Here is a 24,059-nt window from a genome sequence, read left to right on the forward strand (position 1 = left end):
ATAAAGCTATAAACCCTGTGAGGAGTTCATCATGGCTGATATCTCTATGAAAACAAAGGATGAAAATACTTTGTTGACGCTGTTGGGGCAGCTAAGCAAATGCTTAACCTGCTTCACCTCCTGGGCCGGAGCGCTGGTGTTATTTATCAACGTCCTGGTGGTATTTGCTTCCGTTATCTGGCGTTACGCGCTGCATTCGCCCATTCATTGGGCAGAAGAGGTGGCGCGCGCGCTGATGATAGCGCTGGTCTTTTTTGGTGTCGCTACCTCAACGGGCAGAGGAGGACATATTGGCGTCGATCTTTTCCTGCGCTTTCTACCTGATGCCATTAGACCGTATGTCGTGCATGCCAGTCGCTGGATCCTGTTCCTGGTCTCCGTCGGCCTGGTCATCTCCAGCTACGATCTCGTCCAGGCTGCGCGGCTACAAACCACCGAAACGGGCTTACCGCAAACCATCTATGTGATCCCGGTCCTGATCGGCTCCGTGGTGATGATGGTGGCTGCGCTGGAACATGCCCTACGCGAACGAGCAAAGATCGTTCTGCTCAGCGGTGCGGGGATCCTGGCGCTAGCGGCACTGGGTTATCTGAAACTCTCGCTGATGGCCGATCCGGCCAGCGCGGCTGCCGGACTCATGTTGATTTGCTTTGTCATGGGCATCCTCGCCGGCGTGCCCATTGCCTTCACGCTCGGCATGTCGGCAATGGTATTTTTTATCTGCGACCCTTCCCTGCCGTTTGTTTTCTTTTCTCAACAGGTCGCGGCTGGGGTTGATCACTTTGTCCTGCTGGCAATTCCCTTCTTCTTACTTGCCGGTGCGGCGATGGAAATCAACGGCATGTCAACGCGTCTGGTGGAGCTTATTGTGCGTGGCATGGGACGATTTCGCGGCGGCCTGAATATGACAACCGTACTGTCGATGGCCTTCTTTTCCGGCATCTCGGGTTCAAAGCTGGCGGATGTGGCGGCAGTAGGCGGCGTGTTAATGCCTGCGGTGCGCCGGGCGAAACAAGACGGCGAAGAGGCCGCTGGGGTCTTTGCCGCATCTGCGGTAATGGCAGAAACCATTCCACCCTGCGTGAACCTGATTGTGATGGGGTTCGTCGCCAATATCTCTATCGGCGCGCTGTTTATCGCCGGTCTGGTGCCGGCAGCCTGCCTGTTGGTGCTGTTAATGGTGGCCGCCAACCGCTTCGGCGGGAAAATCAACGTCAGCGAAGCGTACCCGGAATTGCGCCCGCGAACCCAGCTTTATCTTGGCGCCGCCGTCGGTCTGGTTATGATCTTCATGATTGGCCGTGGAGTGATGATGGGGATTGCCACATCAACGGAAATTTCAGCTTTTGCCGTCATCTACGCCATTGTGGTGGGCCGACTGGCGTTTCGTGAGCTGACGCTGAAAGCGACGATAAAAATGTTCGTGGATATTGCGGCGATGTCGGGTGTTTTACTGTTCATCGTGGCCTGCGCGACCAGCTTGTCCTATGCCCTGACGATACAAATGATCCCCCAGCAGATCGCTGAACTGCTGGTCGGAATTGGTATGGAGCAAGGTGCCTGGCTGTTCCTGATATTAACCATCGTGATTTTGATAATCTTTGGCGCGGTTCTCGAAGGCGCGCCTGCGCTGATTATTTTCGCTCCTATCCTGGTGCCTATTGCCATTCAGCTTGGCTTTAATCCCTTGCACTTTGGCATCGTGATGATCATGGCGATGGGTTTTGGCCTGTTTTCCCCCCCGATCGGTCTGGGATTATATACCACCTGCGCTATTTGCGGCGTAGAGATGAAGCACGTGATTAAACCCATGGCGAAATATCTGGCGGTGGTTTTTGTCGGCATCATTATTGTCGCCATGGCTCCCCCTTTAACCACCTGGTTGCCAGGACTCGCCGGCTATTAGTTATTAAACCCTGCTATTTGCCTCGTTCAGCTGGCAGGGATAACCACGCGAAGAAAACGCTAACACTGTGCCAGATAATAAGCTGGCGCCGTCTCACACTGAATAACAGGAGTATAAGATGGGATTATTAACGGGTAAAAAAGCGTTTATTACCGGCGCAGAACAAGGTATTGGTAAAGAAAGCGCGAAAAAACTGATCGAGGCCGGATGTGATATTTATATACATTATTTCAGCGGCGAGGAAGGCCCCAGGGAATTAATTGCATTTGCCGAACAGCGGGGAGCTCGCGCGGCCTGCGGTTTCGCTGATTTAACCAATGAGGACGATGCCGCACGATGCGTGGCGGAGGCGGCAGAATTTTTGGGCGGCATTGATATTCTGGTCAATAACGTCGGCGGCATTATTGCCCGCAAATGGCTGGGAGAGATTGACGCGCATTTCTGGCGCACGGTCATCGACGTCAATATGACCACGATGATGAACGTCACCCAACAGGCGCTCCCCTGGCTGAAAGCGGCCTCCGAAGGCGCAAGTATCGTTAACCTGGCTTCTTTAGCCGGACGTTCTGGCGGGCATGCTGGATCTCTGGTCTATTCCACCACCAAGGGAGCCGTACTGACCTGGACGCGCTCGTTGGCTGCGGAATTGGGCGAACACGGCATCCGCGTTAATGCCGTTGCCCCGGGGCTGATTCTGGGGACACGTTTTCATAACCAGCATACAACCCAGGCCTCTGCCGATCGGACAATTCAGGAGATTCCTTTAGGCAGAGCGGGCACCGCGGAAGATGTAGCAAGGGTTATTTGCTTCCTCGCATCCGAATATGACGGTTTTGTTTCCGGAGCGACCATCGATATTAATGGTGGAGTTTATCGGGCATAAAAACGTGGCGGGTATTTATGCCCGCCAGCTTTTAAAAGGTAGGCTATATGATCAACGCAGAGATTATTCATCCTGATTTATTACAGGCGCTGGCGCAATGCGGGCATAAGGCGAAAATTTTAATCACCGACGCTAATTACTCTTTTTTAACCAATACTTCAACGCAGGCACGTATTATCTGGCTTAATTTTTCACCGGGGCTGATCGGTAGCGTAATTATACTCGAGAAAATTCTCCGGTATATAAATGTTGAAAAAGCAACGTTGATGAGTAGCCCGGCGGAATTCGATAACACTATTGAGCGTGAGTATCGTAGCCTGCTGGCAGAAACCATCGAATTTGAACATGTTGAGCGTAATGCATTTTATTTACAGGCGAAATCGCCGGACACCATGCTGGTCATCGCTTCTGGTGAAACGCGCCGTTTCGCCAACATTCTTCTGACCGTGGCCCCAACGCTGGTATGAAATGCAGAGAAGAACAGCCTGTTCTTCTCTGCCGCTCCGGGCTCAGGCCTCCGGGCTACGCACAGATTGCCGGGAAACCAGCGATGGCGGGAATAAAAACTCCGCAGGCGGGATAGACGGGTTATCTATGCGCATAATCAACCGGTCTACCATCACCTCTGCCATCGTTTTCAGCGGCGGCATGATGGAAGTGAGACCCGGGAAAATCAACCCGGAAAGGGAGATATTATCGATGCCCACAAGGGAAATTTGCTGCGGTATCGTGATTCCGGCCTGGTGCAGGCCGGTCATCAGCCCGATGCCGAGCGCATCGTTAATCGCTACGATACCATCCGGGAGCGTAGGCTGCTGGCTGATTTTTAACGCCAGCGAGCGCCCCAGTTCGGTCATTTCGGTGTCGCCATAGGCCGCCATCGCCTGTCCTTCCACGATCATCCCATCGCGATATATCCCCTGCTCTTTCACCGCGCAAAGAAACCCTTCTATTTTGTGAGCGCGGCTCGGCGTCATTCCAGCCACGGTGGCAAACGCCAGACGACGACACCCCTGCGCGATAAGATGTTCTGCGGCCATTCGCCCCGCAGCAATGTTGTCCATTGAGACGCTGTCGAGGGAAAAATTATCCGCCTGTGCCCGCACAGGCATACGGCCATCATAGTTCACCATCACCATGCCCTGCTCTACCGCGCGGGCAAAATGCGGCTTTTCGATATCGCAAGCGGCGACGATAATCCCCCGCACGCCATGGGAGAACATATCATCAAGAAAGGCTGCTTCTTCTTCGATTTGCCGATAGGTGTTGCCAATCAGTACCCGGTACTGTCGTTCTTTCGCCGCCAAATCGACTTCACGCGCCAGCGCGGCAAAACTGGGATTCACAATGGAGGGAACCAGCAAGCCAATCATTTTGGCCTGGCCGGTCTTCAACTGCTGCGCCACGCGATTCGGGAAGTAGTTCAGCGTCTGCATGCTCTGCTGGATGCGCGTCAGCGTTTCAGCCCGCATTTGATCGGTACGACCGTTTAGCACGTTGGATACGGTGCTCACGGAAACGCCAGCGTGTTTTGCGACATCACGAATGTTCGCCATACCTCTCCTTTGCGGCAATGAATGAATGGCATCAGGCATAACGGTCAACGCTGCCATCTTATTATAAATTATGCACTACAACGGTTTAGTGTAACGTTACAGGCGACGCTGTCAATGCTATAGCGTGGGTGTTTCCAGAGCGTGTTCGTTATCAGTCTCTGCCTATGACCGAGGGCGTGGTTCCATCCGTGGCCCCTCCCGATAATGGCCGTACAGTACATTTTGTGATCGCCCCCATAAAATATACAAAACAAACTATATGATCAAAAATAACGCTTTATAAGCCGAAACAAAAAGCGTTAATGTGTTTTAAACAAGCTAAAAAAGCTTTTTTTTGATTAATTAGTTTGGTTTACAAACTAAAGGAATAACATCTTGAAGCTGAATGTTCCCAACACATTAAGACAAATGAACGCCTCTGTAGTCCTCAACGTCATCCGTGAGAACTCTCCTCTTTCTCGCGCTCAGATCGCCAAGGCAACCGGCATTACTAAAGCCACAATTTCTGAAATCGTGAGCGACCTGCTGGAAGAGAAAATTATCTACGAAAGCGGCGTCAGCGAAGAAGGCGGTCTCGGGCGCAAAGGGATTCTGGTTAACTTCGATCCCAACCATGGCCTTGGGATCGGCATTGACTTAGGCGGAACGAAAATCACCTTCTCCCTCTTCAATCTCAATGCGCAGCTTCTGGCCCAGCATCAGGAATCAACCTATGAGGTCACGACTCGCCGGGAGTTTCTCGACCGATTCAGCGCCAGTATCGAGGCGTTTATCGAACGGCAGCCTATTTCTCGCGACAAGCTGAAAGTCATCGGCATCGCCACGCCAGGCATCGTTGATTACCGTAGCGGAACGGTGCTTGAAGGCTCCCCCAATCTCCCTGACTGGGACAACATTCCGCTTGCCGATGAGCTCAACGCGCGTCTGAACATCAGGGTGGTACTGGAAAATGATATTCGGGCAGCGCTGATTGGCGAAATGTGGCAGGGGAAATGTCGCCACGTTCATAGCGCCGCACTTATTGGTATCGGCACCGGCCTGGGCTCGGCGCTGCTGATGGATGGCAAAATTATCCGGGGTATCAATAATGCTGCCGGTGAGATCGGCTATATGCTCTTCGAACGCAACCATCTGACTCAGAACTGGAAAAATAAGGGCTGCTTCGAAAACTACTGCTCCGGCTCCGGACTCAAAGAGAGAATGTCCGCGCTCAGCGGCCAAAGCATGAACGCCCATGAAATACTTATCGCCGCAGCCCAGGGGGAAACGGTACCCGCCATGTTGCTGGAGGAGATGGCGGACTACTTAACCATCGGCATTCTCAATATGGTGACAATAGCCAACCTTGAGAAAGTCATTCTTACCGGCGGCGTTTCCCAATCCGCAGAGCTTTTTCTCCCAAGAGTACAAGCCAATCTCGACAGGCATCTGTTTGCCAATACCCGGGTATCCGTTGAGCTTTCCGATTTAAAAGAAAAAGCACCGCTGTATGGAATGGCGATGCTGGCGCTCCATGCGGTGTATCCCTCGATTCAATTTATGCCCGACACGCAGCTTATTTAAAGACAAACCAGCAGCCGGAATAAAAAAGGAGCATCTCATGGCCGGGATCCATCTACACCCACACGATATTCTTGATGAAGGCGTCGATTCAGTACTGGAACGTATTAACAAAATGAACGGCGTCGATAGCCTCTTTGTTGAGGTTAACACCATTTTTGAACGTAACCCCTACCCTACCGGCCGCCTGCCGCACAATCCAAAACATGAGTTTGTGCAAGGTACCGCCACGCTGCATGTCAAACTCGATATGCCGCCACTACGTCTGCACCAGCGCGTTGATCCTACGATTGTTGCGGGCGCCGATCCTCTGCGGGATCTGCAGCAGGCCACCGATCGCGGCCCTTATAAAGTGATCCCCTGGGTGAATATTCTCAACGGCGATTTTGCCGGGCAGATCGAAAACAATCAGGTGATCGATTTTCGCGGCAATCCGGTTGAACACTGGCTATGCCCTAATGGCCCTGACGTCATTGAACTGTGGATCAACACCTTCAGCGCGATTAAGGCCCGGTACGGTTATTCGACGTTTCTGATCGACCGCATCCGCTACCCCGACTGGGCAGGAAAGAGCGTGAGCCCCAGAGGATTATTCACCTGCTTCTGCCCGCACTGTCAGCGCGAAATGCATCGGACAGGCATCAATGCTGATGCGGTCCGCCAACGTCTGGCCACCCTCACGGCGCAAATGCACAGCGGCCAGTATGATGCGACCGTCGATGCGTTATTAAATGATGAACTTCTGCAGCGCTGGATGGCATTCCGCCAGCATAGCGTCTCCCGCTTTGTACAGAATCTGCTGGCCGGCATTAGTGACCGGGATGCTGGCGGCAGCGAACTGTGGCTCGATCTCTGGCCCCCGGCTTACTCGTGGATTTTAGGTCAGGATTATCAGTCTCTTACCCGTTATTCTAAAGCACTCAAGCACTTCCCCTACCATAAGCTGGGCGGCGGTGCGGACGTGCAGGGACTCATTGAACATTTCGCCAAAGATGATGCCCAGCGTGAAAGCGCCTTCAGCGCCTTTATGCGCCTGTTCAAACTGCCTTACAACATTAGCTATCAACAGTTCAAAGCCGAAGGCTTCCCGATTGAATTTGTAAAACAGCAAAACAATCTGGTGCGTGAAAAATCACAGCCAGGCACCTTCATTTACAGCGGCATCCAGATGTGGAACCTGACCCCGATGGCACTACTGGAAGCCATCGATGCGGCAGAACAGAGCGACTGCGACGACCTGCTCTATTACTGCTACGGCTGGGCGGAACAGTCGCTTTTCGACGCCGCTGGCCACCATTACCAAAAGCCCACTTGCTAACACAGGGAAATAAAACAATGGCTAACCAACAAAAATGGAAAGTATTTTTCCTGCTGTTCGTCACCATGTTCCTTCTTGGCGGCATACAGAACACCAAGGGTCTGATTCTTGAGCAGGTCCAGCACGATATCAATCTGAATATGGGGCAGATAGGCACGTTGATCATGTTCTTCCAGATAGGCTTTCTGGTCGCCAGTCTGCTCACCGGCTACTTTACCGATAAAAAGGGGCTGAAGATCATGATGCTGATTGGCTCGCTGATGATGGCCGTTGGTCTGGTCGGCACCAGCCTGGCGTTCAGCGTGCTGCTGTTTTTCGGCTTCTATTTGATTGTTGGCCTGGGTATCGGCTCGATGCTGGTCTCCATCATTACCGTCATCCCGACCTTCTACAAAGAAAAAGCCGGCATGATGTTCAACGTTTCCAACGCGATGTTCGGCGTGGGGATGATCGCCACTCCGCTGATTTTACAGCAGCTTTTCTCGCATCATGTCTCATGGCGCCTGTTCTATGTCGGGATTGCCATTATTGTTGCGATTATCATTCTGGTACTCAGCAGTCTGCGGTTGGAAAAAGCGCAGGGGATGGATATGCAGCTCTCTGATTTTATGCATATCCTTGGCCAGAAACGCCTGATGCTGGTGATTGGTTTTATCCTGTTCTACGTTGCTGCGGAAGCGGCTTTTCTGAACTTTTTCCCTATCTTCTATAGCTCGCTGGATATCGTCGGCGCTACCGCAGAAGAGAAGATTGTGACGGCGGCCTACGTCATATCCAGTTTTGCCATGCTGTTCACCGTTGGCCGGTTTATTGGCGGGTTTATCAATCTGAAGTTGGGCGATCGCAAAACGCTGATCCTGTTTTCACTATTCTCGCTGATTGCCATTATTGCCAGCCGCTACTTTGCCAGCCAGTTTGTCTGGCTGTTTATGGTATTTGGTTTCGCGATGTCGGTACTGTTCCCTACGGCCTCCGCCGTGGCGACAAAACTCACCGATAAAAGCGGCTCAACGATGGGACTGATCTATGTCGCCTCAGGCATGGGCGGAGCCTTTGCAGGCTGGCTGATTGGTCAGGTTTCTCAGATTTACGGCGTCTCGCTGGGCTTCAACTTGATTATTGCTTTCGTGGCGATTTTCTTCGTGCTGACGTTGTTTATTAAAGAACATCCGCAACATTAAGCGCGATACCCCGGCATAGCTTGCCTGCTACGCCGGGGATTTCAACTACCGCTTGATCAGCGCAAATACCCCCCAGCCAAAGTATTCACGCGTGTAAGTCGCATGGCGCTTTGGCGCAATTGTCAGCTCCGCCCGAACTTCTGGCGCAAATTCATCGCCGGGGTTGTCCTCTAACCAACGGCGCATGGTGAGCCATTTCGCCGCTTCGTAGCGGTCCCAGCCTTCCTGGTCCGCCAGCACCATTTCGACGAGGTCATAGCCAGACGCATCGAAAGAGGAAACCAGATCGGCAAGCGTCAGAAAGTCGGCGAGCGAAGAGGCGCCACAGGCTTGCGCGACCTCTTCCGTTGCCGGAACCCGGCGCCAGTACGGTTCGCCAATCAACAGTATGCCTCCGGGCTTGAGACTTTTACTCAGCAGTTCGATCGTCCCGGCTACGCCGCCGCCAATCCAGGTTGCGCCTACGCAGGCGGCGATGTCGCATTTTTCATCGGCCACATAACCAGCGGCGTCCTGATGGATAAACGTGACGCGGTCGGCAACCCCGAGCTCTGCTGCCCGCTGCTTAGCCTGCTGGCTGAACAGCGCGCTCATGTCGACGCCGGTGCCGCTAATACCGTGGTCGCGCGCCCAGGTACAGAGCATCTCCCCCGATCCGCTGCCAAGGTCGAGTATCCGCGTTCCGGCCTTCATCCGCAGCACGCGGCCAAGCGTGGCGTATTTTTCCGGCGTAAACGGGTTATGGATGCGGTGAGCGCTTTCACTAATCGTAAAAATACGTGGGATATCCAATGTTGGTATTCCTTTCATTGAGTGGGTAGTAAGAGAATAAGATTCGTTTTTTTCGGCCAGCAGCGCGTACAGCTTGTCGGTAAAAGTATCGCTGACCGGCCATGCCGCCCCATTCGGGCGGATAATTGAGGTAAAACCTGCCGTATGCAGCAGGTCGAGCCAGGCGTCATCCTGCCAGGCGGTCATCTGACTGCCGAAGCGCGTCACGTTGCCGTTCTCTTCAATCGCCATAAATCGCGTTGCGCTGGTTTGCGCAGCGGGATCCCAGGCGTGCTCCGTCAGCAGCAGGTGCGGTACATCCAGAAATAGCCCCTGCGGACAGCGCTGCCAGCTGGGTTCAGCCATCCCCTGCCGTTTAACTTCAGCATAAGTATGAACTTCGATAAGCAGTTTTCCTCCCGCCACCAGCCACTGCGCGCAGCGATTAACCAACGCCCGGGTTTCAGCCGCGCTGAACACATTCAGTTCACCGAAGGTCATCATAATGAAATCGAACTGCTCTTCCGGCTGGTAGTGGCGAACGTCCTGCTGGTGATAGGTAATATCAAGGCTGGCCGCCTGCGCCTGCTGACGAGCCCAGGCGATCGACGCCGGAGAAAAATCCACGCCCGTACAGCAAAAGCCGCGCTCCGCCAGCTGGCGCGTATAAAAACCCGGCCCGCAGCCGAGATCCAGAATGCGCGCGCCGGCGGGCAGCTGCCCGGCAAGCCATGCCACCTGTTGTTCAATAACCGCCAGCCTGCGGCTGGCCCAGTCGTGCTCCTGCGACAGATGATTCTCCAGCATACGCTGGCTAAACGCCGGTTCATCCCAGGGGATTTTGCGCTCCTCCTCCGGCAAAACTGCGTTTGCGGAATCCCTGATAATCGTACTAATCGTCATCATCATTTCCTTATTGATTACTCGCGCCAGTGCTCGGGTTTCATTAACGCCCGGGCGCACTGTATCTGACCGGTTCTCCCCAGCGGCCGGGACGAAAGCCGCTGCAGCATCCAGCAGGCTTTATGCTCCTCGGGAATGGGATAAGGCGCCGGATAGCCTTTATCTCCGGCACAGGGTTCAAAGCCATGCCGCGGGTAATAAGCGGCATGTCCCAGAACAAATACCGCCTCGCTTCCTGCGGCTTTCAGATGCTCAATACCGCGCTGGATAAGCAATCCGCCTACGCCCACGCCCTGGTATTCCGGCACCACCGCCAGAGGAGCAAGAATGTGCATCATCGGCGAGTCAGACACCCCTTTGAACGTCGCCAGGGTGAACAAAATATGCCCAACTGCTTTTCCATTATGTTTGGCCAGCAGAGATAAGCTCGGGTGAGCACTTTCATCGTTGAGCAAAGCGGCAACCAGATCGGCCTCTTTGCTAAAGCCGAAGGCCCGGGTTTCAACTTCGCGAATATCATCAGCATCACGCTCTGAGGTGATGTGAAAGGTGAAGTTATGGTTTGTCATCAGTTGCTCCTTAGCGGTTGTCCAGCTGAGCGCGAACGTTGTTCAGCCCGGTGGTATTGATACGGTAGGGTTGCCCATTGACGGACTTAATGAGTTTTTTGGTTTTGAGTTTTTTGAAAACGGCGAGCGTGCAGTCGCTGAGCAGGAGCCCTTCGCGGCTGTAACATTCAACAGAGGTTACGCGGCCTGATGCATCGCGAATATGCGCGATCCGGCCACCTTTAGCGAGAACGTGTAAGGTACGTTGTTCCTGACGGGATAGATTCATACTGAAGAAACCTGTTAATCATCATGCGTAAAAACGGGCCAACACCCACGGGTGTTCGCGTAAAGTTTAAGCGCAGCGATAACCAGTCCGGCCTGATAAGGTCGGGAAGCTGATTATCTAATGATGACATTCTCCAGCATCAAAGCCTCGGTGAGAGTTGAAAAGATATTTACCAGCGAAATGATAACACGTAGTTTTTATAAGGAAATCGTATTAATTAAAAAGTGTGATCTGTTGCAAGCCCAGCGGATTTCTGACGCATCTGGTCGATATGTTGACGCCATTGGTTAACCATTTATAAAGACCCGCTTCGCGGGACCTCATGCCCTCCTGAGCTTCAGCAGAATCTCTCCGCGCGACGCAACGAGTCTAAAATATCGATGGGTTAGCACTCAGGCCATTAGCGAATCTCCATCACATTTTGGTTTACCAATTTCGCTGTTATGGTTGACATGTTTGACCAATTGGAGGAACTTATACGCCATATCGTCTGGTTTCTCTCCGTTACGATGGTTGACCGGAACCGACACTCCCATCAAAGCAGCGGCCTGGAACAGGTCAAAACGTGAAAGAGGTTAAGCATGGAACAGACATGGCGCTGGTATGGCCCTAACGATCCGGTCACTTTAGCTGACGTCCGTCAGGCGGGCGCGACCGGAGTGGTCACCGCCCTGCACCATATCCCGAACGGCGAAGTGTGGACGGTTGACGAGATCCTCAAGCGTAAGGCCATCGTGGAAGAAGCCGGGCTGGTGTGGTCGGTAGTTGAAAGCGTACCGATTCACGAAGAGATCAAAACCCATACCGGCAACTACGCGCAGTGGATCGCTAACTATCAGCAGAGCCTACGCAATCTGGCCCAGTGCGGCATTCGTACCGTGTGCTACAACTTTATGCCGGTCCTCGACTGGACCCGTACCGACCTGGAATACGTCCTGCCGGACGGCTCCAAAGCCCTGCGTTTCGATCAAATTGAATTTGCCGCCTTTGAGCTGCATATCCTTAAGCGTCCGGGTGCGGAAGCGGACTACACCGCCGAAGAGGTCGCCCAGGCGAATCAGCGCTTCGCCACCATGAGCGAAGAGGATAAAGCGCGCCTGACCCGTAACATCATTGCCGGTCTGCCGGGCGCGGAAGAAGGATATACCCTCGACCAGTTCCGCCAGCATCTGGCAACCTACAAAGATATCGATAAAGCCGCACTGCGCGAGAACTTCGCCGTATTCCTGAAAGCGATTATTCCCGTTGCCGAAGAGGTTGGCGTGCGTATGGCGGTCCACCCGGACGATCCGCCGCGTCCGATCCTCGGCCTGCCGCGCATCGTCTCAACGATTGAAGATATGCAGTGGATGGTCGATACCGTGAACAGCATGGCGAACGGCTTTACCATGTGCACCGGCTCCTACGGGGTACGTGCCGACAACGACCTGGTTGATATGATTAAGCAGTTCGGTCCGCGTATTTACTTCACCCACCTGCGCTCTACGCTACGTGAAGAGAACCCGAAAACGTTCCACGAAGCGGCGCACCTGCACGGCGACGTGGACATGTATGAAGTGGTGAAGGCCATTGTCGAAGAAGAGCACCGCCGTAAAGCGGAAGGTAAAGAGGATCTTATCCCGATGCGTCCTGACCACGGCCACCAGATGCTCGACGATCTGAAAAAGAAAACCAACCCCGGCTATTCCGCAATTGGTCGCCTGAAAGGGCTGGCCGAAGTCCGCGGCGTGGAGCTGGCGATCCAGCGCGCTTTTTTTAGCCGCTAATTCCTGACCGGCGGAGCAGCAGGCTCCGCCTTTTCCTCTTCGGCCGCCTGTTGCGGCCCACTCTGGAGTTTGCTATGACTGCAACCATTGCCGACAGCAACCTGCCGGTTACGCGCCCTGCATGGGATCGTTCTCGTCTCGAATCCCGCATCGTTCATCTGGGCTGCGGCGCATTTCACCGCGCGCATCAGGCGCTTTATACCCATCATCTGCTGGAAACCAGCGATAGCGACTGGGGCATCTGCGAAGTCAACCTGATGCCGGGCAACGACCGCCTCCTGATTGAGAATCTGAAAAATCAGCAGCTGCTTTATACCGTGGCGGAAAAAGGCGCTGACAGCACCACGCTGAAAATTATCGGTTCGATGAAAGAGGCGCTGCATCCGGAAATCGACGGCTGTGACGGCATTCTGCGCGCCATGACGCGACCGCAAACGGCGATCGTTTCGCTGACGGTAACGGAAAAAGGCTACTGCACCGATGCGGCCAGCGGTCAGCTCGATCTGAATAATCCGCTGATTCAACACGACCTCGCCCATCCGGCGACGCCGAAATCCGCTATAGGCTACATCGTCGAAGCGCTGCGCCTGCGCCGCGAAGAGGGGCTAAACGCCTTTACGGTGATGTCCTGCGATAACGTTCGCGAGAATGGCCACGTGGCGAAAGTGGCGGTACTTGGCCTGGCCCAGGCCCGTGACCCAGCGCTGGCGGCGTGGATTGAAGCTCACGCGACCTTCCCGTGCACCATGGTTGACCGCATTGTGCCCGCGGCAACGCCTGAAACCCTACAGGAGATTGCTGACCAGCTTGGGGTCTACGATCCGTGCGCCATCGCCTGTGAACCGTTCCGTCAGTGGGTGATTGAAGATAGCTTCGTCAACGGCCGCCCGGAGTGGGACAAAGTCGGCGCGCAGTTTGTTGAAGACGTCGTGCCGTTTGAAATGATGAAGCTACGCATGCTCAACGGCAGCCACTCTTTCCTGGCCTATCTCGGCTATCTCGGCGGCTATGAAACCATCGCCGACACCATGACTAACCCGGCATACCGCAAAGCGGCTTTTGCCCTGATGATGCAGGAGCAGGCGCCGACGCTCTCGATGCCGGAAGGTACCGATCTTCAGGCCTACGCCACGCTGCTGATTGCCCGTTTCAGCAACCCATCCCTGCGTCACCGCACCTGGCAGATCGCCATGGACGGTAGCCAGAAGCTGCCGCAGCGCCTGCTTGACCCAATTCGTCTGCATCTGCAAAACGGCAGCAACTGGCGCCATCTGGCGCTCGGCGTGGCGGGCTGGATGCGCTATACCCAGGGAAGCGATGAGCAGGGACAACCCATTGATGTTGTCGACCCGCTGCTAGCGGAGATCCAGCAGATTAATCAGCGTTATCAGGGCGCGGAGCGCGTCGCCGCGCTGCTGGCCATCAGCGGGATCTTTGCCCACGATCTGCCGGACAATGGCGACTTCGTCAACGCGGTTACCCTGGCGTATCAACAGCTGTGCGAGCGCGGCGCCCGCGAGTGCGTGGCGGCGGTTAGCGCCAGTCTGTAATCTCCCTTCTTTCACGGGTCAACTGAACAATAATTTGGTTGACCCGTTTTCCCTCTCCGGGCCGAGAGTGATGCCAACCCGCCGGTCAAATGCTATAGTCAACCACCGGGCTACTGCATATCACAACTTAACACCATGAAATCACAAACTTCTCAGCACAGACCTTATCAGGAAGTCGGCGCGTTAATTCGCGATCTCATCGTCAAGACGCCCTATAACCCTGGCGATCGCCTGCCGCCTGAGCGCGAGATCGCCGAGATGCTGGATGTAACCCGTACCGTGGTCCGCGAAGCGCTGATCATGCTGGAAATTAAAGGGCTGGTCGAAGTGCGCCGCGGCGCCGGGATCTATGTGCTGGATAACGTCGCGGCGGAAGGCGCGGTGGAGAGCGCGGACATGAAGCATTGTAATGATGCCGGTCCTTTTGAGCTGCTGCAGGCCCGCCAACTGCTGGAAAGCAATATCGCCGAATTTGCCGCCCTGCAGGCAACCCGGGAAGATATCATCAAAATGCGCCAGGCCTTACAGCTGGAAGAGCGCGAGCTGGCCAGCAGCGCGCCGGGCGGTTCCGAAAGCGGCGATATGCAGTTTCATCTGGCCATCGCCGAAGCGACGCACAACAGTATGCTGGTAGAACTGTTCCGCCAGTCATGGCAGTGGCGGGAAAATAATCCCATGTGGATCCAGCTGCACCGCCATCTCGGCGACACTCACTACCGTGAGGAGTGGCTGGTGGATCATAAACGGATCCTTGCCGCCTTAATCAAAAAAGACGCCCGGGCGGCAAAACTCGCCATGTGGCAGCATCTGGAAAATGTTAAACGCCGTCTGCTGGAGTTCTCCAACGTCGATGATATTTACTTCGACGGCTACCTGTTTGACTCCTGGCCGTTGGATAACGCCGACGCCTGACTCTCCCGCGCGCGGATAGCGGCTATCCGCGCGCCGTTCTGCAGTAACCGCAGCATGCAATGCAAACACTGATAATCATTCTCATCTTTATTGTCGCCCTGCCCGCACAATGGTAAGGTTACCTCATCCGATGAAGCCTCATCTCCAGTGCAGAAAACCGCATGAACAATACTCCTGGGCAGAACGAGCCGGCCCGCCGGGCGCTGAGAAGAACCTTCTCCGTCAGCGAGTTTATGGCGTTTGGTGAACGCTATGGTATCGACTATCGCTTTCCGCTGCTGCAAACGCCGGAGCCCTCGCACGCCAGCCCGGTGCTGCAAGGTGAAGTGGAAGAGATGACGCTGCCCTGCGGGATGTGCATCACCCACTCAGATGTTCACGTATTGCAGCCCTATGAAACCACCTCCCGCCATAGCAGCCCTCTCTATATGCTGGTGGTGCTGGAAGGCAGCGTTTCCCTGACTCTCAACGGCGAGCAGCACCTTGTGCGTTCCGGGATGGCGTTCACCTCACGCCTTAGCGAACATCAGGCCATGTGCGCCCGTCACGATGCCAACAGCAGGCTCCGCACGCTCTCCCTTGGACTCTACCCGGACGGCGCCTGGCGCGACGGACTGCTTGCTTCATTGATGCGCGAATGGGAAAGATGCCAGACGCCAACGCTCATCTGGCAGATACCGGGTTTTCTGCTGAGCGGCCTGCAATATGCCCAGCAGAGCGCGCCGGGCCGCGTTTCCCGGCAACTGATGCTGGAGGGGCTGATCCTGCAGCTGTTCGGCCATGGTCTGAGCGTGTGCCAGGATGAAAGCGCGAAGCAGATCCTCCCGGCGGGCGGCGAGCAGCTGCGCCTGGAGAGAGTTCGCCGCCTGCTGGAGCAGGCGCCGGAAAACGACTACACCCTGAACGAGCTGGCCCAGCGGGCCGCGATGAGCTCCAGCAGCTTGCGCAGTAAGTTTCGCCAGGCCTACGGCTGTTCGGTTTTTGATTACCTGCGCGATTGCCGGCTGGCGCGGGCCAGAGGCTATCTGCTGGAGGGGTACAGCGTGCAGCAGGCGGCCTGGATGTCGGGCTATCAGCACGCCACCAATTTCTCTACCGCCTTTCGTCGACGCTACGGTATCTCCCCCTGCGACGTGCAAAAGACGGGCTAATCTATTTTTCACCTTTTCGCGAAGTCTGTTTCGCCGCTTTGGCAGCGCGCATACGCATCCTGGCATTGCGCATAGCTATAGAACGCCTCAAAAAGGTAATAATTCTTATTAACAATTAGAAATGCCTTTGGAGATGTTCATGTTTGCGAAAACTCGCCTGGCGCTACTGGTAGGATGGGTGACCGGCGGCGTCGCTTTCCCGCTGCTGGCCCAGGAAACAACAAAAAACGAAACCATCGTCGTCACTTCGCAGATGCAAAGCGGCGCGACCAAAATTGCCACGCCGGATATTGAGACCCCGCAATCGGTATCCATCATCACGCGCGAGCAGTTTGAAGAGCAGGGAGCGATCAGCGTCCGTCAGGCCGTGAGCTACACCCCCGGTGTTTATAGCAACCAGATTGGCGCTTCCAACCGCTTTGACTATATCGTCCTGCGCGGCTTCTCCGATGGCAGCCTGGATAACGTCTATCTTGACGGCCTGAAAATGATGGGCGATACCAACTCCCATAGCTCACTAGTGGTCGATCCGTGGTTCCTGGAGAATATCGAAGTGGTGCGCGGCCCGGCCTCGGTGCTGTATGGTCGCTCTTCGCCCGGCGGCATCGTCGCCCTCACCTCGCGTAAGCCCTCTTTCGATCCCGGAGGGGAAATCAAGCTGTTTGCCGGTAATAACAACCAGCGCGGGGCGGCGTTTGACGTCACCGGCGCGCTGGACGATAACGATCGGGTGGCGGCGCGATTAAGCGGCATGACCCGCTATGCGGACTCCCAGTTTGATACCTTGAAAGAGCAGCGCTACGCGATTATGCCCAGCCTGACCTGGCGCATCACCGACCAGACGCGCCTTGATTTAATGGCCTATCTGCATCGCGATCCGGAGGGCGGCAGCCACTCGGGTCTCCCCTATGAAGGTACCGTGGTACCGCACTACGGCAAGAAAATTGCTAACACCTTCTTCGAAGGTGAAGATGATTACGACAAGTACGACCGCCGTGAAAATATGGTCGGCTACAATTTCGAGCATATGTTTGATAACGGCTGGTCGGTGCGGCAGAAGCTGCGCTACCTGCATACCAAAGTCGAGCTGAATCAGGTCTATGCCGCGGGCTGGCTGAACGAAACCGAACTGAACCGCGGTTACTCCGGCTCGGACGAAAAGATGAACGCCATCACTCTCGATAACCAGCTCGACGGCAGCGTCGATACCTGGGCCGTGAACCATCGCCTGCTGATAGGCATTGACTATCAGGATCGCAGCAACAACACCACCGGCTACTATGGCGCATTCCCGGCCATCGACGCGTTTAATCCGGTTTACGGCGCGAAGCCGGATTACATCACCATGTACAGCCGTGAAAAACACAAGCTGCGCCAGACCGGCTACTATCTTCAGGACCAGATGTCCTGGGACCGCTGGCGCTTCACCCTGGGCGGGCGCTACGATCAGGTCAGCGTGTCGAATATCGATAAGCTGAATCAAACGCGCAGCGATCTGGATAAGAACAATTTCAGCACCCGCGCCGCCCTGCTGTATCTGTTCGACAACGGGTTTGCCCCGTACATCAGCTACTCTACCGCCTTTACGCCCACCAGCTTCGCCGACGAAAACGGCAACGTGCTCGATCCGATGAAAGGCAAGCAGTGGGAAGCCGGGCTGAAGTATGAGCCAGAAGGAATGAACAGCCAGTTCAGCGCCTCGGTATTCCGCATCAATCAGACCAATATCGCCACCAAAGAAGAGCCGACCGATCCGTACCGCTCGATTGGCGAAATTGAGTCGAAAGGGGTGGAGCTGGAGGCCATCAGTCAGCTAACCGACAGCCTCCGTCTGCAGGCGGCCTATACCTGGACCGACATCCGCTATAAGAAAAGCAGCCCGGAAGAGCAAGGCAAGCGCGCCGTTTACGCCCCGCGCAACCAGGCCAGCGCATGGCTGAGCTATGATGTGAAAAGCGGCCCGCTGGATGGTCTGACGCTGGGTTCCGGCGTGCGTTACGTCAACGGTATTACCAGCGACCGCCTGAATACGCACACTCTGCCGTCCTATACGCTGGTGGATATGACGATTGGCTATGACCTGTCGCAGGTCGGGATTAAAGGCCTCAGCGCGCAGCTGAACGTCAATAATCTGACCGATAAGAGCTACGTTGCCGCCTGTAACTCGCTCTCTTACTGCTACTTTGGCGCAGAGCGCAGTATCGTCGGCAGCGTCTCCTGGAAGTTCTGATCGCGCTAAAAAGCCCGGAGTTTTTGCTCCGGGCTGCAGGTTAATCTTCCGCTTTATGAGCCCACGCGGGCATGGCCGTTAAATAGCGCATCGCTCGCTTGCGCGATTCCGCAGGCCCAACTTTCTGCCAGGAATCGAGGAACTCAGCCAGGCCGGAAACGGCATCCTCCCAGGACTTAAGCTTCCCCTCGCTATCGCAGCACCAGGCGCAGTAATCGTCGCTTGCGCTTTTCGCCTCCTCGGCGGACATCGGCATTCCGCAGGCCTGACAAAACCGTTCTTGCTGTGACATAGGGCGCTCCTTTCTCGCAAATTGAGCATAAAAAATACAGCATTGTTTGCACAATAACGTTCTGCCAGTTCAAATATCCGTAAATTATTTATGGTTATTGTTGTATCACCCAGTACTGCTCCCGGTTCTCTGAACGCGTTCGTCTACACTAAACAGGGACAGGTGTTTGACGCAGCTGATTCAGGCGCATCCACGGTTTAAAACAGATTAAGACAGGACGCAATCATGCAACTTAACGACCCTACCCTTTTTCGCCAGCAGGCATTCATTGACGGACGCTGGCGCGACGCCAGCAGCGGAGAAACCCTCGGGGTTACTAACCCCGCCAACGGTCAGCAGCTGGGCCGCGTGCCCAAAATGGGCGCCGAGGAAACTCGCGAGGCGATCGATGCCGCCGCTCGCGCGCTGCCCGCGTGGCGCGCCCTTACCGCCAGGGAGCGCGCCACTATCCTGCGCCGCTGGTTTGATTTGATGATGGAGCATCAGGACGATTTAGCGCGCCTGATGACGCTGGAGCAGGGGAAACCGCTGGCGGAAGCAAAAGGCGAGATCGGCTACGCCGCCTCCTTTATCGAGTGGTTTGCCGAAGAGGGTAAACGCATTTACGGCGACACCATTCCCGGTCATCAGGCCGACAAACGGCTGCTGGTGATTAAACAACCGATTGGCGTAACCGCCGCTATCACTCCGTGGAATTTCCCCTCGGCGATGATCACCCGTAAGGCGGGCCCGGCGCTGGCCGCAGGCTGCACGATGGTGCTCAAGCCCGCCAGCCAGACGCCGTTCTCCGCGCTGGCGCTGGCGGAGCTCGCTAACCGCGCCGGGATCCCCGAAGGCGTATTTAACGTGGTGACCGGTTCGGCCAGCGAAGTGGGTAACGAGCTCACCGGTAACCCGCTGGTGCGCAAACTCTCCTTTACCGGCTCGACGGAAATAGGTCGCCAGCTGATGGAACAGTGCGCGAAAGATATCAAGAAGGTCTCGCTGGAGCTGGGCGGCAACGCGCCGTTTATCGTTTTTGATGACGCCGATCTGGATAAAGCTGTCGAAGGCGCGTTGGCCTCCAAGTTCCGCAACGCCGGACAGACCTGCGTCTGCGCCAACCGCCTGTACATTCAGGATGGCGTCTACGATCGCTTCGCCGAAAAGCTTCAGCAGGCGGTCAGTAAGCTGCAAATCGGCGATGGCCTGCAGCCGAACGTCACCATCGGGCCGCTGATTGACGAGAAAGCGATCGCCAAAGTGCAGGAACATATTGCCGATGCTCTGGACAAAGGCGCGCGGGTGGCTACCGGCGGGAAACCCCATGAGCTGGGCGGAAACTTCTTTCAGCCCACGATTCTGGTGGACGTCCCCAGCGATGCGAAAGTAGCGAAAGAAGAGACCTTTGGGCCCCTCGCCCCGCTCTTCCGCTTTAAAGATGAGGCAGATGTTATCGCTCAGGCCAACGATACCGAGTTCGGCCTGGCGGCTTATTTCTACGCCCGCGATCTGGGCCGCGTCTTTCGCGTTGGCGAAGCGCTGGAATACGGCATTATCGGTATTAATACCGGCCTTATCTCCACCGAGGTGGCTCCCTTCGGCGGCGTGAAATCCTCCGGCCTCGGTCGCGAAGGTTCGAAGTATGGCATAGAGGATTACTTAGAAATCAAATACATGTGTATTGGGATTTAATCTACCCTCGCGCCAGCTTCTGCTGGCGCAGCTTATTTAGCGGTCATTTCCCTCGGTAATAGCTGGAAATACGTTTCGCGGCTGGGTTCATGAGGACATCCCGATATCCTGCCCGTCTCAGCGCCATTCATTATGCTTAATAACAATACGAAAAAGGTCGTTGGCTATAAGAAAAAGTTATCAATCATCCATTCCGGGCAGGTTCGACATAGGATTAATCGTAGGCTACAATAATCAACGCCGGTCTGAAGCTTAATTTCTTAATAGATTCATAGAGATAAATTTTGCTTTTCAGCGGGATATGACATCATTTTATTGACTATAAAACGAGCAAAAAGATGACGGATAGCACAATTAAAATTTATAACGCCCGCTACAGTAAGCTAATGAAGCTACTGGATTTTTTTGCCGTTAACCTGTTCATTTTTGCTTATTTAAAATACTTTCTCGTCGAACCATCTACGGCCTCTCTGTTCCTCGGAATAATATATTCCCTGATTTTTATCCGGGCCAACGAGCACTTTCAGTTATATTCAGGCCAGTTTAAAGGTCAGTATTTTAAAAAATTAACGAAGCTTTTTTTTAGCGTCTGTATTAGCGGACTGCTGACGTTTTTATTGTTTGTGATTGCTGAACTATTAATGAACAATCATGCCAGTACGAACGCGCTGCTGCTGGCTGAAGTGATTGCACTATGCTCGCTGGCCATATTCATTAGTATGTTTCTTATTCGTATTATCTCCAGCCGCTATTTTTTCAAATCCAGACTCAAGGTGGCTATTTTAGGTATTACGCCAGCCGGGTTGGCCATTGAGCAGGCGCTGTTTAAGGAGTATACCCATAACGGTATTGAAATTACCTTCTTTGAGGACCGCGCCGTACAGCGCGACAGCCGCCTGCTCAGCATTGAGAAAAAAGGCAACTCGCGCGACCTGCTGGCGCTGGCAAAAGCAGGCGAGATAGATGAAGTCTATATCGCCCTGCCGATGGTCGCCCAGCAGCGCATTCGCCAGTTCTTAAACGAATTTTCCGATACCACCGTAGATGTGTTTCTGGTACCGGACCTGTTTTCCTATAGCTCACATATTTCGCAGCTGCGGATGTTTGGCAATATCCAGACCATCAGCATTTTTACGTCGCCGTTTGAAGGCGAAGGCGCGGTGCTCAAGCGTATCGAAGATATTGTTCTCGGCACCTTGTTCACCCTCGTCAGCCTGCCGGTAATGCTCGCGGTGGCCATCGGCATCAAGCTGACGTCGCCAGGCCCGGTGCTGTTTAAACAAAGTCGTTATGGTCTGAACGGTAAGCAGATCGCGGTATGGAAGTTCAGAACCATGCGCGTGATGGAAAACAGCGCGGTCGTCACCCAGGCCACGCGTAACGATCCGCGTATTACCCGCTTCGGCGCCTTTCTACGCAAAACATCGCTTGATGAACTGCCGCAGTTTTTTAACGTGCTGCAGGGAACCATGTCGATAGTGGGTCCCCGCCCGCACGCGGTCGCGCACAATGAGCAATATCGCGTGCTGGTGGAAAACTACATGATTCGCCATAAAGTGAAGCCCGGCATTACCGGGCTGGCGCAAATTCACGGCTTTCGCGGCGAAACTGACACGATTGATAAAATGGAAAAACGCATTCAGTACGATCTGGAATATATTCAGTCGTGGTCGCTGCTGCTGGATATCAAAATCGTATTTTTAACGTTTTTCCGCGGATTTGTGGGCAAAAATGCGTTCTGAACTCACTTTCCTCGCGGGTCTGCTGGCGATACCTTACGCATGGGCGGACCTGCAGGCAAAACCACATACCGGCGTGGCTGGCATCGATTTCGAGAGCCTGGTGGGTTATGACGTCGGTTACAATGACAACGTGACCTGGCAACGCTACGGCGGCAACGAAATTGCTTCCTCCTGGCAGGGTATTAAGCCGATTTTTAAAGCGATCGGCGAGCGCTATGAAGACCGCTATTTACTGATGTACTCGGGCGATTACCGCCGCTACGCCAGCGATAGCGCTGATAACCGTGATAACCATTTTTTTATGTTTAACGGTAAGTGGCGCTTCGGCAGTATGCATGGCCTGTCGTTGGATCTTGATGAAACGTTCGGCCATGAAGAGCGCGGCCGCGATACCACCGAGGGGTTTCTGCCCGAGCAGTTCAAAGAGTTTGGCATTAATAAACCCATCGCCACGCGCTTCTTTAACAGTGAACTACGCTATAGCTACGGGGCGCCGGAAGGGCGCGGCAAAGCAGAAGTTGCGCTGATGCATAAACACCTGCGCTTTCGCAATCTTGACAGCATTGAGGACGCCAGCGCCGACTTTCATTACTACATGCACGATCAGGAGTGGCATGAAAACAGCCTGGTCGCCGAGCTTTTTGATCAAAAAGCCAAAACGCTGCGCTATCGCTACAGTTTTATTACCAACCAGCGTCGCTATGAGCTCAACCCGTTAAAAGACAGTAATGAATACTATCTGCTGATGGGTATGAAAAACCGCCTTTCCGGCAAGACCGAGATCAACGGCAACGTCGCATGGCTGTATAAAGATTTTATCCATAACCCCGACTCACAGGGGTTCAACGGCCTGAACTGGGATATTAATGCCGACTGGAAACCGCTTGAACAGATAAAACTCAACTTACACAGTTCACAACGGATAAAAGATCCCACCGACTCCGGCGGCTATATTCTGGTATCCAATTTTGGCCTGGGCTACGAGCACCACTGGCTGGTCGACAGATTCTCCACCCTGGTTGATTACTCTTATATTACAGAGGATTACAAGCACCAGACCAACGGACGCAAAGATCGATCAAACCTCGTATCGCTGACCTTCAACTACGACTATCGACCATCCGTTAATTTTCAGCTGAAGCTGCAATGGAACACGATGCATTCGAATAAAGAAAAAGATGCCTTTTATATTGGGCCAGACTATGACCATGAGGTCGAGCGCACGCTGGGCTACAACGACTCGGCCATTATTTTTATGACGCAGGTACAAATATGATCCTTAGCTATGGAAAACGGGCGGTGGTTTCTCTTCTGGCGCTATGGCTGGCGGGCTGTTCGGCGCCGCCGCAGACGATCCGAACGCCGCCGGATGCCGTTTATCATCTGGACCAGGGGGATGAGATCAATATCGCGGTTTCCGGCGAGCAGGATCTCACTATGCGCGTAAAAATCGATAATAGCGGCAGCGTTGATTATCCTTATATAGGCTCCCTGATGCTGAAAGGAAAAACGCCCGAACAGGTCGGCAATGAAATTGCCGATAAGCTGCGCGGAAGCTATCTGCAGGCGCCAATGGTCACCGTGAGCATTGCCGAATACCGTAAAATTTATCTGTTAGGCGAAGTCAAAAAACCGGACGGCTACGCCTGGGAGCCCGGCTTAACGGCGGAAAAAGCCATTGCGCTGGCCGGAGGGTTCACCGACCGCGCCGATCGCCATGACATCCGCATTCGCCAGTTTCGCAGCGGTAAACTGCTGGAAAACGTCGCCGCCGACTCCGCCGTACAGGCCGGAGATACCATCATCATTGGCATGAGTTTCTTCTGA

The 24,059-nt window shown here is 54.4% G+C and carries 20 protein-coding genes and 1 pseudogene; 15 read left to right on the forward strand and 6 right to left on the reverse strand.

Going from position 1 to position 24,059, the window contains the following annotated elements; genetic code table 11:
- Nucleotides 1–31: 31 nt before the first annotated feature.
- From ABLV12_RS06465 to ABLV12_RS06475, 3 genes are all read left to right on the forward strand, one after another.
- Nucleotides 32–1,906 (forward strand): TRAP transporter large permease subunit, encoded by a 1,875-nt coding sequence (locus ABLV12_RS06465; protein ID WP_134882996.1) that lies wholly within the window; start codon nt 32–34, stop codon nt 1,904–1,906.
- 118 nt (nt 1,907–2,024) lie between these two features.
- Nucleotides 2,025–2,789 (forward strand): SDR family NAD(P)-dependent oxidoreductase, encoded by a 765-nt coding sequence (locus ABLV12_RS06470; RefSeq protein WP_064344807.1) that lies wholly within the window; start codon nt 2,025–2,027, stop codon nt 2,787–2,789.
- Between the two features lie 47 nt (nt 2,790–2,836).
- Nucleotides 2,837–3,256 (forward strand): RbsD/FucU family protein, encoded by a 420-nt coding sequence (locus ABLV12_RS06475; protein WP_024273767.1) that lies wholly within the window; start codon nt 2,837–2,839, stop codon nt 3,254–3,256.
- A 42-nt stretch (nt 3,257–3,298) separates the two neighbouring features.
- Here ABLV12_RS06475 and ABLV12_RS06480 read toward each other — a convergent pair whose 3' ends face one another.
- Complete coding sequence (locus ABLV12_RS06480) at nt 3,299–4,345, reverse strand: LacI family DNA-binding transcriptional regulator (RefSeq protein WP_049128066.1); 1,047 nt, start codon at nt 4,343–4,345, stop codon at nt 3,299–3,301.
- A gap of 375 nt (nt 4,346–4,720) precedes the next feature.
- On the opposite strand from ABLV12_RS06480, the gene ABLV12_RS06485 reads away from it, so the two are divergent.
- Genes ABLV12_RS06485 through ABLV12_RS06495 form a run of 3 tightly spaced genes read left to right on the forward strand, consistent with a single transcriptional unit; the run spans nt 4,721 to nt 8,404 of the window.
- The gene (locus ABLV12_RS06485; protein WP_024273765.1) at nt 4,721–5,908 is read left to right on the forward strand and encodes an ROK family transcriptional regulator; all 1,188 of its coding nucleotides are present in this window, start codon (nt 4,721–4,723) and stop codon (nt 5,906–5,908) included.
- Between the two features lie 37 nt (nt 5,909–5,945).
- Complete coding sequence (locus ABLV12_RS06490) at nt 5,946–7,223, forward strand: hypothetical protein (RefSeq protein ID WP_064398600.1); 1,278 nt, start codon at nt 5,946–5,948, stop codon at nt 7,221–7,223.
- 17 nt (nt 7,224–7,240) lie between these two features.
- A complete protein-coding gene (locus ABLV12_RS06495; RefSeq protein ID WP_024273763.1) occupies nt 7,241–8,404 on the forward strand; it encodes an MFS transporter in 1,164 nt (387 codons plus the stop codon).
- 45 nt (nt 8,405–8,449) lie between these two features.
- Here ABLV12_RS06495 and ABLV12_RS06500 read toward each other — a convergent pair whose 3' ends face one another.
- From ABLV12_RS06500 to ABLV12_RS06515, 4 genes and pseudogenes are all read right to left on the reverse strand, one after another.
- Nucleotides 8,450–9,214, reverse strand: coding sequence for a class I SAM-dependent methyltransferase (locus ABLV12_RS06500; protein WP_224227635.1), 765 nt, complete (start codon nt 9,212–9,214; stop codon nt 8,450–8,452).
- Between the two features lie 342 nt (nt 9,215–9,556).
- Nucleotides 9,557–10,084 (reverse strand): annotated as a pseudogene (locus ABLV12_RS06505) (class I SAM-dependent methyltransferase); the annotation flags it as partial.
- A gap of 11 nt (nt 10,085–10,095) precedes the next feature.
- The gene (locus tag ABLV12_RS06510) at nt 10,096–10,647 is read right to left on the reverse strand and encodes an N-acetyltransferase (protein WP_348866924.1); all 552 of its coding nucleotides are present in this window, start codon (nt 10,645–10,647) and stop codon (nt 10,096–10,098) included.
- Between the two features lie 10 nt (nt 10,648–10,657).
- The gene (locus tag ABLV12_RS06515) at nt 10,658–10,915 is read right to left on the reverse strand and encodes a YjhX family toxin (protein WP_004110819.1); all 258 of its coding nucleotides are present in this window, start codon (nt 10,913–10,915) and stop codon (nt 10,658–10,660) included.
- A 581-nt stretch (nt 10,916–11,496) separates the two neighbouring features.
- Here ABLV12_RS06515 and uxuA point away from each other — a divergent pair.
- The 5 genes from uxuA (at nt 11,497) to foxA (ending at nt 18,524) form a co-directional block, all read left to right on the forward strand.
- Entirely contained in the window at nt 11,497–12,681 is a 1,185-nt protein-coding gene (gene uxuA, locus ABLV12_RS06520; protein WP_004099225.1) for a mannonate dehydratase, read from the forward strand.
- A gap of 74 nt (nt 12,682–12,755) precedes the next feature.
- Nucleotides 12,756–14,231 (forward strand): fructuronate reductase, encoded by a 1,476-nt coding sequence (locus tag ABLV12_RS06525; RefSeq protein ID WP_335269520.1) that lies wholly within the window; start codon nt 12,756–12,758, stop codon nt 14,229–14,231.
- A 135-nt stretch (nt 14,232–14,366) separates the two neighbouring features.
- Complete coding sequence (gene uxuR, locus ABLV12_RS06530; RefSeq protein WP_004099223.1) at nt 14,367–15,143, forward strand: Uxu operon transcriptional regulator; 777 nt, start codon at nt 14,367–14,369, stop codon at nt 15,141–15,143.
- Between the two features lie 161 nt (nt 15,144–15,304).
- Complete coding sequence (locus ABLV12_RS06535) at nt 15,305–16,294, forward strand: helix-turn-helix transcriptional regulator (protein ID WP_016809598.1); 990 nt, start codon at nt 15,305–15,307, stop codon at nt 16,292–16,294.
- A 121-nt stretch (nt 16,295–16,415) separates the two neighbouring features.
- Complete coding sequence (foxA, locus tag ABLV12_RS06540) at nt 16,416–18,524, forward strand: ferrioxamine B receptor FoxA (protein ID WP_126468324.1); 2,109 nt, start codon at nt 16,416–16,418, stop codon at nt 18,522–18,524.
- 40 nt (nt 18,525–18,564) lie between these two features.
- On the opposite strand, the gene ABLV12_RS06545 is transcribed toward foxA, so the two are convergent.
- Complete coding sequence (locus ABLV12_RS06545) at nt 18,565–18,816, reverse strand: zinc ribbon domain-containing protein (RefSeq protein WP_004099220.1); 252 nt, start codon at nt 18,814–18,816, stop codon at nt 18,565–18,567.
- A gap of 225 nt (nt 18,817–19,041) precedes the next feature.
- On the opposite strand from ABLV12_RS06545, the gene gabD reads away from it, so the two are divergent.
- The 4 genes from gabD (at nt 19,042) to ABLV12_RS06565 (ending at nt 24,059) form a co-directional block, all read left to right on the forward strand.
- Nucleotides 19,042–20,490, forward strand: coding sequence for an NADP-dependent succinate-semialdehyde dehydrogenase (gene gabD / locus ABLV12_RS06550; protein WP_064398593.1), 1,449 nt, complete (start codon nt 19,042–19,044; stop codon nt 20,488–20,490).
- Nucleotides 20,491–20,828: 338 nt separating this feature from the next.
- A complete protein-coding gene (locus ABLV12_RS06555; RefSeq protein WP_004099218.1) occupies nt 20,829–22,232 on the forward strand; it encodes an undecaprenyl-phosphate glucose phosphotransferase in 1,404 nt (467 codons plus the stop codon).
- Entirely contained in the window at nt 22,222–23,508 is a 1,287-nt protein-coding gene (locus ABLV12_RS06560) for an outer membrane beta-barrel protein (RefSeq protein WP_348866925.1), read from the forward strand. The genes ABLV12_RS06555 and ABLV12_RS06560 overlap by 11 nt, the downstream gene beginning before the upstream one ends.
- Nucleotides 23,505–24,059 (forward strand): polysaccharide biosynthesis/export family protein, encoded by a 555-nt coding sequence (locus ABLV12_RS06565; protein ID WP_047720352.1) that lies wholly within the window; start codon nt 23,505–23,507, stop codon nt 24,057–24,059. The genes ABLV12_RS06560 and ABLV12_RS06565 overlap by 4 nt, the downstream gene beginning before the upstream one ends.

Origin of the sequence: Klebsiella sp. CN_Kp100 (assembly GCF_040065315.1) — a bacterium.
Classification (GTDB): Bacteria; Pseudomonadota; Gammaproteobacteria; order Enterobacterales; family Enterobacteriaceae; genus Klebsiella; species Klebsiella oxytoca.

Excerpts from the sequence above, each read along its gene's own strand:
- ABLV12_RS06495 (WP_024273763.1), top strand. The coding sequence starts at position 7,241 with ATGGCTAACCAACAAAAATGGAAAGTATTTTTCCTGCTGTTCGTCACC.
- gabD (WP_064398593.1), top strand. The coding sequence starts at position 19,042 with ATGCAACTTAACGACCCTACCCTTTTTCGCCAGCAGGCATTCATTGAC.
- ABLV12_RS06525 (WP_335269520.1), top strand. The coding sequence starts at position 12,756 with ATGACTGCAACCATTGCCGACAGCAACCTGCCGGTTACGCGCCCTGCA.
- ABLV12_RS06465 (WP_134882996.1), top strand. The coding sequence starts at position 32 with ATGGCTGATATCTCTATGAAAACAAAGGATGAAAATACTTTGTTGACG.
- ABLV12_RS06475 (WP_024273767.1), top strand. The coding sequence starts at position 2,837 with ATGATCAACGCAGAGATTATTCATCCTGATTTATTACAGGCGCTGGCG.
- ABLV12_RS06560 (WP_348866925.1), top strand. The coding sequence starts at position 22,222 with ATGCGTTCTGAACTCACTTTCCTCGCGGGTCTGCTGGCGATACCTTAC.
- uxuR (WP_004099223.1), top strand. The coding sequence starts at position 14,367 with ATGAAATCACAAACTTCTCAGCACAGACCTTATCAGGAAGTCGGCGCG.
- ABLV12_RS06545 (WP_004099220.1), bottom strand. The coding sequence starts at position 18,816 with ATGTCACAGCAAGAACGGTTTTGTCAGGCCTGCGGAATGCCGATGTCC.
- ABLV12_RS06490 (WP_064398600.1), top strand. The coding sequence starts at position 5,946 with ATGGCCGGGATCCATCTACACCCACACGATATTCTTGATGAAGGCGTC.
- ABLV12_RS06565 (WP_047720352.1), top strand. The coding sequence starts at position 23,505 with ATGATCCTTAGCTATGGAAAACGGGCGGTGGTTTCTCTTCTGGCGCTA.
- ABLV12_RS06515 (WP_004110819.1), bottom strand. The coding sequence starts at position 10,915 with ATGAATCTATCCCGTCAGGAACAACGTACCTTACACGTTCTCGCTAAA.
- ABLV12_RS06535 (WP_016809598.1), top strand. The coding sequence starts at position 15,305 with ATGAACAATACTCCTGGGCAGAACGAGCCGGCCCGCCGGGCGCTGAGA.
- uxuA (WP_004099225.1), top strand. The coding sequence starts at position 11,497 with ATGGAACAGACATGGCGCTGGTATGGCCCTAACGATCCGGTCACTTTA.
- ABLV12_RS06500 (WP_224227635.1), bottom strand. The coding sequence starts at position 9,214 with ATGAAAGGAATACCAACATTGGATATCCCACGTATTTTTACGATTAGT.
- foxA (WP_126468324.1), top strand. The coding sequence starts at position 16,416 with ATGCCTTTGGAGATGTTCATGTTTGCGAAAACTCGCCTGGCGCTACTG.
- ABLV12_RS06470 (WP_064344807.1), top strand. The coding sequence starts at position 2,025 with ATGGGATTATTAACGGGTAAAAAAGCGTTTATTACCGGCGCAGAACAA.
- ABLV12_RS06510 (WP_348866924.1), bottom strand. The coding sequence starts at position 10,647 with ATGACAAACCATAACTTCACCTTTCACATCACCTCAGAGCGTGATGCT.
- ABLV12_RS06555 (WP_004099218.1), top strand. The coding sequence starts at position 20,829 with ATGACGGATAGCACAATTAAAATTTATAACGCCCGCTACAGTAAGCTA.
- ABLV12_RS06480 (WP_049128066.1), bottom strand. The coding sequence starts at position 4,345 with ATGGCGAACATTCGTGATGTCGCAAAACACGCTGGCGTTTCCGTGAGC.